This window comes from Micromonospora sp. (genome assembly GCF_048594385.1).
Classification (GTDB): Bacteria; Actinomycetota; Actinomycetes; order Mycobacteriales; family Micromonosporaceae; genus Micromonospora; species Micromonospora wenchangensis.
Map to the genome: position 1 here is coordinate 1 of NZ_JBMDWU010000313.1, position 7,336 is coordinate 7,336.

At 72.7% G+C, this 7,336-nt stretch carries 7 protein-coding genes; 2 read left to right on the forward strand and 5 right to left on the reverse strand.

What is annotated here, in order from left to right; all coding sequences use genetic code 11:
* Window positions 1-89: 89 nt before the first annotated feature.
* Genes ACOJTC_RS16710 through ACOJTC_RS16720 form a run of 3 tightly spaced genes read right to left on the reverse strand, consistent with a single transcriptional unit; the run spans window position 90 to window position 3,471 of the window.
* Window positions 90-1,004, reverse strand: coding sequence for a PLP-dependent cysteine synthase family protein (locus tag ACOJTC_RS16710; protein ID WP_204927495.1), 915 nt, complete (start codon window positions 1,002-1,004; stop codon window positions 90-92).
* 1 nt (window position 1,005) lies between these two features.
* Window positions 1,006-2,409, reverse strand: a complete 1,404-nt coding sequence (locus tag ACOJTC_RS16715) for an EamA family transporter (RefSeq protein ID WP_420117577.1) — start codon at window positions 2,407-2,409, stop codon at window positions 1,006-1,008.
* A 12-nt stretch (window positions 2,410-2,421) separates the two neighbouring features.
* A complete protein-coding gene (locus ACOJTC_RS16720) occupies window positions 2,422-3,471 on the reverse strand; it encodes a serine O-acetyltransferase (RefSeq protein ID WP_420117578.1) in 1,050 nt (349 codons plus the stop codon).
* A gap of 231 nt (window positions 3,472-3,702) precedes the next feature.
* Here ACOJTC_RS16720 and ACOJTC_RS16725 point away from each other — a divergent pair, with 231 nt between their 5' ends.
* Window positions 3,703-5,121: a PLP-dependent aminotransferase family protein gene (locus ACOJTC_RS16725; RefSeq protein ID WP_420117579.1), complete on the forward strand. Its 1,419-nt coding sequence runs from the start codon at window positions 3,703-3,705 to the stop codon at window positions 5,119-5,121.
* Window positions 5,122-5,160: 39 nt separating this feature from the next.
* Complete coding sequence (locus tag ACOJTC_RS16730; protein ID WP_088642862.1) at window positions 5,161-5,898, forward strand: alanyl-tRNA editing protein; 738 nt, start codon at window positions 5,161-5,163, stop codon at window positions 5,896-5,898.
* A 7-nt stretch (window positions 5,899-5,905) separates the two neighbouring features.
* Here the strand turns inward: ACOJTC_RS16730 and ACOJTC_RS16735 are convergent, their stop codons facing one another.
* Entirely contained in the window at window positions 5,906-6,118 is a 213-nt protein-coding gene (locus ACOJTC_RS16735; RefSeq protein ID WP_420117580.1) for an exodeoxyribonuclease VII small subunit, read from the reverse strand.
* A gap of 10 nt (window positions 6,119-6,128) precedes the next feature.
* The coding region (gene xseA / locus ACOJTC_RS16740) for an exodeoxyribonuclease VII large subunit (RefSeq protein ID WP_420117581.1) at window positions 6,129-7,336 on the reverse strand (1,208 nt) is incomplete at its 5' end.

The following is a 7,336-nucleotide window of genomic DNA, read 5'->3' on the forward strand; positions in this document are numbered from 1 at the left end:
GCGGGGGGCCCCCGCGGGGGGGGGGCCCGGGGCCCCCCCCCGCCGTCGTCGTCTCCGCCGCAGTACCCGGCGCTGCGGTCAGCCCCGGCTCAGAGCAGTTCCAGGTAGTCGTTGACCCGGTCGTAGGCCACCGTCAGCAGCGTCAGCGGCTCGTCCGAGGCGGCCAGCAGCCGGCGGCACGCGGCGATGTTCGCGCCGGTCGACGGCCCCGCGCCGATGCCCTCGCACTCCATCAGGCGGCGCATCCCGTCGATCGCGTCCGCCTCGCTCACCGTGACCATCTCGTCGATGATCTCCGTGTTGAGCACCGGCGGGATCATGCCGATGGACAGTCCCTGGATGCGGTGCGGGACGAACACGTCGGCGAACATGTCGCACCCCTGCGGCTGCACCCCGAGGATGCGCAGCCCGCCCTGGTGCTGCCGGAGCACCTCGCCGATGCCGGTCAGGTGGCCGCCGGTGCCGATGCCTGCCACGTAGGCGTCCACCCGGGTGCCGTCCAGGTCGGCGATGATCTCGCGGACCGTGGTCAGCCGGTGGATCTCCGGGTTGGCCGGGTTGGCCGCCTGGTTGAGCATCACGTACTCGGGGTGCTCGAACTGGATCTCGGTGGCCAGCTCGCCGTGTGAGTTGTTGCCCCGGGTGCTGTCCGAGAGCCGGACGTCCACCCCGAAGCTGGCCAGCAGGCGACGCTTCGACTCGCTGTAGTTGTCCGGGATGACCAGCACCACCCGGTAGCCGAGCACCGCGGCGGCGATCGCGATCCCCATCCCGGTGTTGCCGCCGGTCGGCTCCAGGATGGTCTGCCCGGAACCCGGCTTGAGCAGACCCTCCCGTTCCGCCGCCCGGATCATGTTCAGCGCGATGCGCATCTTGTGGCTGCCGCCCGGGTTGTTCAGCTCCAGCTTGAGCAGGATCTCCCCGGGCAGGTCGGCGGTGAGCCGGCTGAGCCGCACCAGCGGGGTGCCCCCCACGGTGTCGAGGATCGAGTCACGGATGCCCATCTCAGCCCACCTCCGCCGTACGCCGGTCCGGGCCGGGCAGGAAACGCAGCTCGGTGTACTCGCCGTCGACGCACCGGAACAACCGGGCCTCCCGGACGCCGGTGTCGTCGATGCCGACCACCAACTGCTCCAGCGTCGGATAGAGCGGCACCCCGTCGACGAGCGCGTTGCGCCGGTCCTCGTCGCTGAAGTAGGCCCGCCCGTTGGGGTGCGAGTGGTAGAGCACCACCACCGGGTCGTCCACGTCGAGGTTGTCCTCCAGGTACATCAGGTCGGCCGGGGCCAGCACGTAGCCGGTCGCGGCGGTGCGCGGGAACCGGACCGGGTCCTTGCGGTGCATCTCGTCGGCCGTGTTGCGGGCCTCGTGCACCCGCCCGCTGGCGTGCACGAAACCGCACGCCTCGCCCGGGTAGGCGACCCGGGCGTGCTCGAAGATCGTGTCGAGGGTGGACCCGTCGAGCGTCGCCCCGTCGTCCGGGACCACCGGCGCGGGCGTGGCCGCCGAACCGTCCCCGGTGGCCTTCTTGGTCAGCCCGAACGCGGCGAGCATGACCACCGCGAGGCCCACCGCCAGGGCCGGCAGCGCCGAGTTCTCCAGCAGCGCCGACCCGAACAGCGCCACCACCGGGAAGAGCACGAAGACGTACGACACCAGGACCGCGTCGACGTGCTGGAGCAGGTAGAAGTAGGCGGCGAACCCGATCACCGAGCCGACCAGGCCGAGGTAGAGCACCCCGGTCAGCGAGCGGCCGGAGATCGCGCCCAGGTCGGGCCGCTCGACGAACGCCCCGAGCACCACCAGCCCCAGCGCCCCGAGCCCGATCGGCAGGGTCTCCTGGGTCAGCACGTGCACGGTGCCGCCGTAGCGGGCCATCACCGCGTACGTCAGGGCGTGCATGACCGCGGCGAGCAGCACGGCGGCCGGTGCCAGCACGCCCCGGGCGCTGATCCCGGCGGTGAGCTGGACGATGCCGACCAGGCAGCCGAGCCCGACCACCACGCCCGCCCACTGCGTCCAGCTCACCGAGATCCGCGAGATCAGCACCGAGAAGAGCAGCAGGAAGACCACGACCGACGAGAAGATCAACGCCGCCAGGCCGGAGCTGATGTGCTGCTCGCCGTAGTTGATCAGCGCGTACGGGACGGCGATGTAGACCACCGCGATGAACGGCACCACCCAGCGTCGGCCCGGCGGCGGCAGCAGCGACACCCCCGGCGCGGCGAGGCAGACGGCGAGCAGGAACGGGAAGGCCACCAGGAAGCGCAACCCGGCCGCGGTGATCGGCGGCAGCGTTTCCACGCTCATCTTCATGCCGTACCAGGTGGTGCCCCAGATCAGGCACACCAGCAGGTAGAGCAGCCCGAGCTGCCAGCGGCCGGCGCGGGCGCCGGTGTGGTTCGTCATCTCATCTCCTGGTCACGCGAAGCCGAACTCGTCGAGCGCCCGCCAGAGTTGCTGGAGGTTGTAGAGGACCGTCTCGTTCCCGCAGGTGTCGATGATCCGGAGCCGTTCATCGGTGCCGGGACGGTTCACCGCGCACCGGACCCGCCGGTCGTCGCGCTCCAGGACCACCACCGGACGGTGCTGGCCGGTGCTGGTCACCAGGTCGACCTCGATCGCGGCGAGACCGGTGCCGTGCACCTCGACCACGCCCTCGCAGACCGGGACGACGCCGAAGACCCGGACGTTGCACTCGCCGGAGGCGCCCTGGTACTGGTTGAGCAGCCGGACCCGGCGGTGGCTCGGCACGTCGGTGGTGACGATGATCCCGGGTCCGATCAGCACGTCGTCGCCGACCGTCACCGCGCCGAGGATGCGGGCGAACGCGCCCACCTCGACCCGGTCGCCGAGCCGGGGGTGCCGCCGGCCGCTGGGGTTGTCGGCGATGCCCCGCGCGCCGAGCACGACCCCCTGGAGGATGTACGCGTCGTCGCCGATCTCGGTGGTCTCGCCGATCACCGTGCCGAGCCCGTGGTCGATGATCAGTCGTCGTCCGATGCTGGCGGCCGGGTGGATCTCCACGCCGGTGCGGACCTTGGCGGCCTCGGAGACCCGGCGGGCCACGGCGAGGCGGACGTCCGGGGTCAGCGGGGTGTCCCCGGCCCGGTGGACGGCGTGCGCCACCCGGTAGGCGAGGGTCGCCCGGTAGGCGACGTAGCTGTCCCAGACGTACTGCCACGAGCCGCCGGCGGCCGGGTCCCGGCGGGCCAGCGCGAGCAGGTCCTCCGAGGCGACCTCGCAGATGGCGCGCAGCCGCTGCGGGGTCAGCAGCGACTGGGTCACCGCCGGGGACGCCTCGGTCTCGACGAGGCGGACGATCTCCGTGCGCAGCAGTGGCGTCAGGGCCTCGGTCGACGCCGGGTCGGCCGGCGGCGGTGGGCCGCCCGGGGGAGTGGCCGGTCCGGACGCGGCGCGGGGGGCCGGTACGCGCTGCCCCGTGCCGTTCGAGCCCGCGGCTGCGTGCAAGGACGACTCCATGCGGCTCCCGCTCCCCGTTCTGCTTGGAACCGTCTCCCTCGGCGGCTCGAGTGAGATGACACTCGGTGCGACGTCACGCGTCGGAAGCGGACCTGGCCGCAGAGCGGGCAGGTGCGGTGCCAGATCGTAGTCACAGCCCCCCGCTAACGTGACGATGGAATATTGCTCAAGTCAGTGGCTGAGGGAAATAGCCAATCCTCAGTCCATTGGGGGGAGAGCATGAACGCGGAAGAGTTGGCCGCTCAGATCGGTGCGTGGAAGGACGACCAGACCCGGCTCTACCGCGGCCTGGCCGAGCAGCTACGGCTGCTGATCCGGCTCGGATCGCTACCCCCGGGCAGTGAACTACCCCCGGAACGCCGGCTCGCCGTGGCGCTGGCCGTCAGCCGGACGACCATCGCCCAGGCGTACAGCCTGCTCAAGGACGAGGGCTGGCTGGTCAGCCTCCAGGGCAGCGGGACCCGGGTGGCGCACGCCCAACCCGCCGTCGCGCCCCTGGCCGACTACGGCGCGGCGGCGAGCGGCTTCATCGCCGACGTGGTCCGCGACCGGGTCCGGACCGTCGACCTGACGGTCCCGTCGCCGCCGCCCGGCCCGTGGCTGATGGCGGCGATGTCCCGGCTGCCCGCGCTGGCCGCCGCCGCGTTGCCCGGCCGGGTGTACGAACCGGCCGGTTACCCCGGGCTGCGGGAGCGGATCGCCGGCAAGTTGACCGCCGACGGCCGGGTCACCGCCGCCGAGGAGGTGATCGTCACCAACGGCGCGACCCAGGCGCTGTCCCTGCTGGCGGGGGTGCTGACCCGGCGGGGCGACACCGTCCTGGTCGAGGAGCTGACCTGCCCCACGGTGCTGGCGTCGCTGCGTACCGCCGGGTTGCGGCTGGTCGTCGTGCCGATCGAGCGGGAGGGTGCCGACCCGCAGGCGGTCGAGGTGGCCGTCCGCCGGTACGAACCCTCCTTCATCTACGTCATCCCGACATACCACAACCCGACCGGGTGGACGATGACCGAGCGTCGGCGCGCGGCACTGGCCTCCATCGCCCGCCGGTACGGGGTGCCGCTGGTGGAGGACCTCACCCTCGCCGACACCCGGATCGACGGCCCGCTCCCGCCACCCCCGATCGGCGCGTACGCCCCCGGTGCGCAGATCTACACGGTCGGCAGCCTCAGCAAGGTCTGCTGGCCGGGCCTGCGGATCGGCTGGCTGATCGGCCCCCGCCGCGAGCTGCGACGGATCGTCCACCTGCGGGCCATGTACGACCTGGGCTGCCCGCTGCCCACCCAACTGCTCGCCGTCGAACTCCTCGACGACCTGCCGCAGATCCGTCTCGAACGGCAGCGGGAACTGCTCGGCCGCCGCGACGCCCTGCTCGCCGCCCTCGCCGAACACCTGCCGCAGTGGCGGCACGAGCCGCCCCACGGCGGACTCAGCGTCTGGTGCGCCACCCCCCGGCCGCTGCAACAGCTCAACCACGTCGCCCAGCACCACGGCATGCAGTTGATGCTCGGCTCGCACTTCGCCGTGGGGGCACGCTCCTACCTGGACCACGTCCGCCTCCCCTTCACCCTCGACGAGGCAGAGTTGGTCGAGGTGGTCAGACGGCTGGCCGGCTACTGGGCCGAGGCCGGGCGTGGCTAGTCTCACGGTGCGCGACGATCGGTAGTACGCTGCGCCCCCATGGGCATCTCCCACCACGGACGCACCGAGCGTCTCGACCTCGCCGACCCGTCCCTGCGCGAGTGGACCTGCCGAGTCGTGCACGTCGATCCCGAACGGGGCATCGTGCTGGACCGCTCCGCCTTCTACCCCGGTGGCGGCGGCCAGCCGCCGGACCACGGTGTGCTGCTGTGGCAGGGGGTGCAGACCCGGATCGTCGGCACCCACAAGGGTGACGACCTCTACCTGATCCCCGCCGAGGGCGACCCGGTGCCGCCGGTCGGCGTCGAGGTCCGGGGCGCGATCGAGGACGAGCGCCGGTTCACCCTGATGCGTACCCACTCCGGCCTGCACGTGCTCTGCGGCGTGGTGTTCCGTGACTTCGGCGCGCTGGTGACCGGCGGCAACATGGAGCCGGGTGAGGCCCGGATGGACTTCAACCTGCCGCAGCCCCCCGAGGGCTTCAAGGGCCTGCTCGAAGAGGCGGTCAACAAGGAACTCGCCACCGACCGGCGGGTCTCCGTCCGGGTGCTGCCCCGCGACGAGGCGCTGGCCATCCCCGACATCGTCCGCACCCAGACCAACCTCATCCCGCCGGACGAGCAGGAGGTCCGGATCGTCGACATCGAGGGTCTCGACGTGCAGGCCGACGGCGGCACCCACGTCGCGTCCATCGGGCAGGTCGGGCGGATCCAGGTGGTCAAGGTGGAGAGCAAGGGCAAGCAGAACCGCCGGGTCCGCATCCGCCTGGTCAGCTGACCCCGGGTCAGGCGTCGGTGGTCGACCGGGCGGCGTCGATCCGGGCGCGGGCGCCGTCGAGGGAGCGTTGGCAGGCGGCGGCGAGCCGCTCGCCGCGCTCCCACAGCGCCAGCGACTCCTCCAGCGACGTGCCGCCGGCCTCCAGCCGCTCCACCACCTGGGCCAGCTCGGAGCGGGCCTGCTCGTAGCTGAGCTGATCCTCGGGTTTCCGGTCGCTCATCTCGTCCTCCTCATGCGTCCACTGTCACGGTCAGCTCGCCCTCGGCGAGGCGGACCCGCAGCGGGTCGCCCCCGACCACCTCGCCGGCCGCCCGGACCACGTGCCCGTCGGCCCGCTGCACGATCGCGTAGCCCCGGTCGAGGGTGGCGGCGGGGGAGAGCGCCCGCAGCCGGGCCAGGGTGTGCCGCAGGTCGCCGGTGGCCGCGTCGAGCCGGTGGTGCAGGTTGCGCCCCGCCCGGTCCCGCAACGCGGACACCTCGGCCGCCCGCTGCTCGACCATCACCTGCGGGCGGGCCAGCACCGGCCGGGACCGCAGCAGGGTCAGCCGGTGCGACTCCCGGTCGACCAGGTTGCGGACCGCCCGCTCCAGCCGGGAACGGGCCTGACCGATCAGCCGTACCTCGTCGGCCAGGTCGGGCACGACCCGCTTGGCGGCGTCCGTCGGGGTGGAGGCGCGGACGTCGGCGACGTAGTCGACCAGCGGGGCGTCCGTCTCGTGGCCGATCGCGCTGACCACCGGGGTACGACAGGCGAAGACCGCCCGGCACAGCGCCTCGTCGGAGAAGGGCAGCAGATCCTCGATGCCGCCGCCGCCCCGGGCCAGGATGATCACGTCGACGCTCTCGTCGGCGTCGAGGACCCGCAGCGCGTCGACGATCTGCGACACCGCCCCCGGCCCCTGCACCGCCACGTTGACCGTGCGGAACTCCACCGCCGGCCAGCGCCGCCGGGCATTGGTCAACACGTCCCGCTCGGCGGCGGACGCCCGGCCGGTGACCAGGCCGATCCGCTGCGGCAGGAACGGCGGCCGGCGCTTGCGGGCCCGGTCGAACAACCCCTCGGCGGCGAGCAGCTTCTTGAGTTTCTCCAGCCGGGCCAGCAGCTCACCGAGCCCCACCTGGCGGATCTCGTCGGCGCGCAGGCTCAGCGTGCCCCGCGCCGCGTAGAACTCCGGCTTGGCGTGCAGCACCACCCGGGCGCCCTCGCGCAGCTCCGGTGCGCCCGAGTCGAGGACGTCCCGGTTGGTGGTGACGGTGAGGCTGAGGTCGGCCGACGGGTCGCGCAGGGTCAGGAAGACCGTGCCCGCCCCCGGGCGACGGCTGATCTGTGCCACCTGCCCGTCGACCCAGACCCAGCCGAGCTTGGCGATCCACGCGCCGACCTTCTGGCTGACCACCCGGACCGGCCAGGGTTCCTCGGGGGTGCTGCGGGGGGCGT

What these genes read in the sequence shown, in the direction of transcription:
- ACOJTC_RS16710 (WP_204927495.1), bottom strand. Translation starts at nt 1,004, where the DNA reads ATGGGCATCCGTGACTCGATCCTCGACACCGTGGGGGGCACCCCGCTG.
- ACOJTC_RS16715 (WP_420117577.1), bottom strand. Translation starts at nt 2,409, where the DNA reads ATGACGAACCACACCGGCGCCCGCGCCGGCCGCTGGCAGCTCGGGCTG.
- ACOJTC_RS16735 (WP_420117580.1), bottom strand. Translation starts at nt 6,118, where the DNA reads ATGAGCGACCGGAAACCCGAGGATCAGCTCAGCTACGAGCAGGCCCGC.
- ACOJTC_RS16730 (WP_088642862.1), top strand. Translation starts at nt 5,161, where the DNA reads ATGGGCATCTCCCACCACGGACGCACCGAGCGTCTCGACCTCGCCGAC.
- ACOJTC_RS16725 (WP_420117579.1), top strand. Translation starts at nt 3,703, where the DNA reads ATGAACGCGGAAGAGTTGGCCGCTCAGATCGGTGCGTGGAAGGACGAC.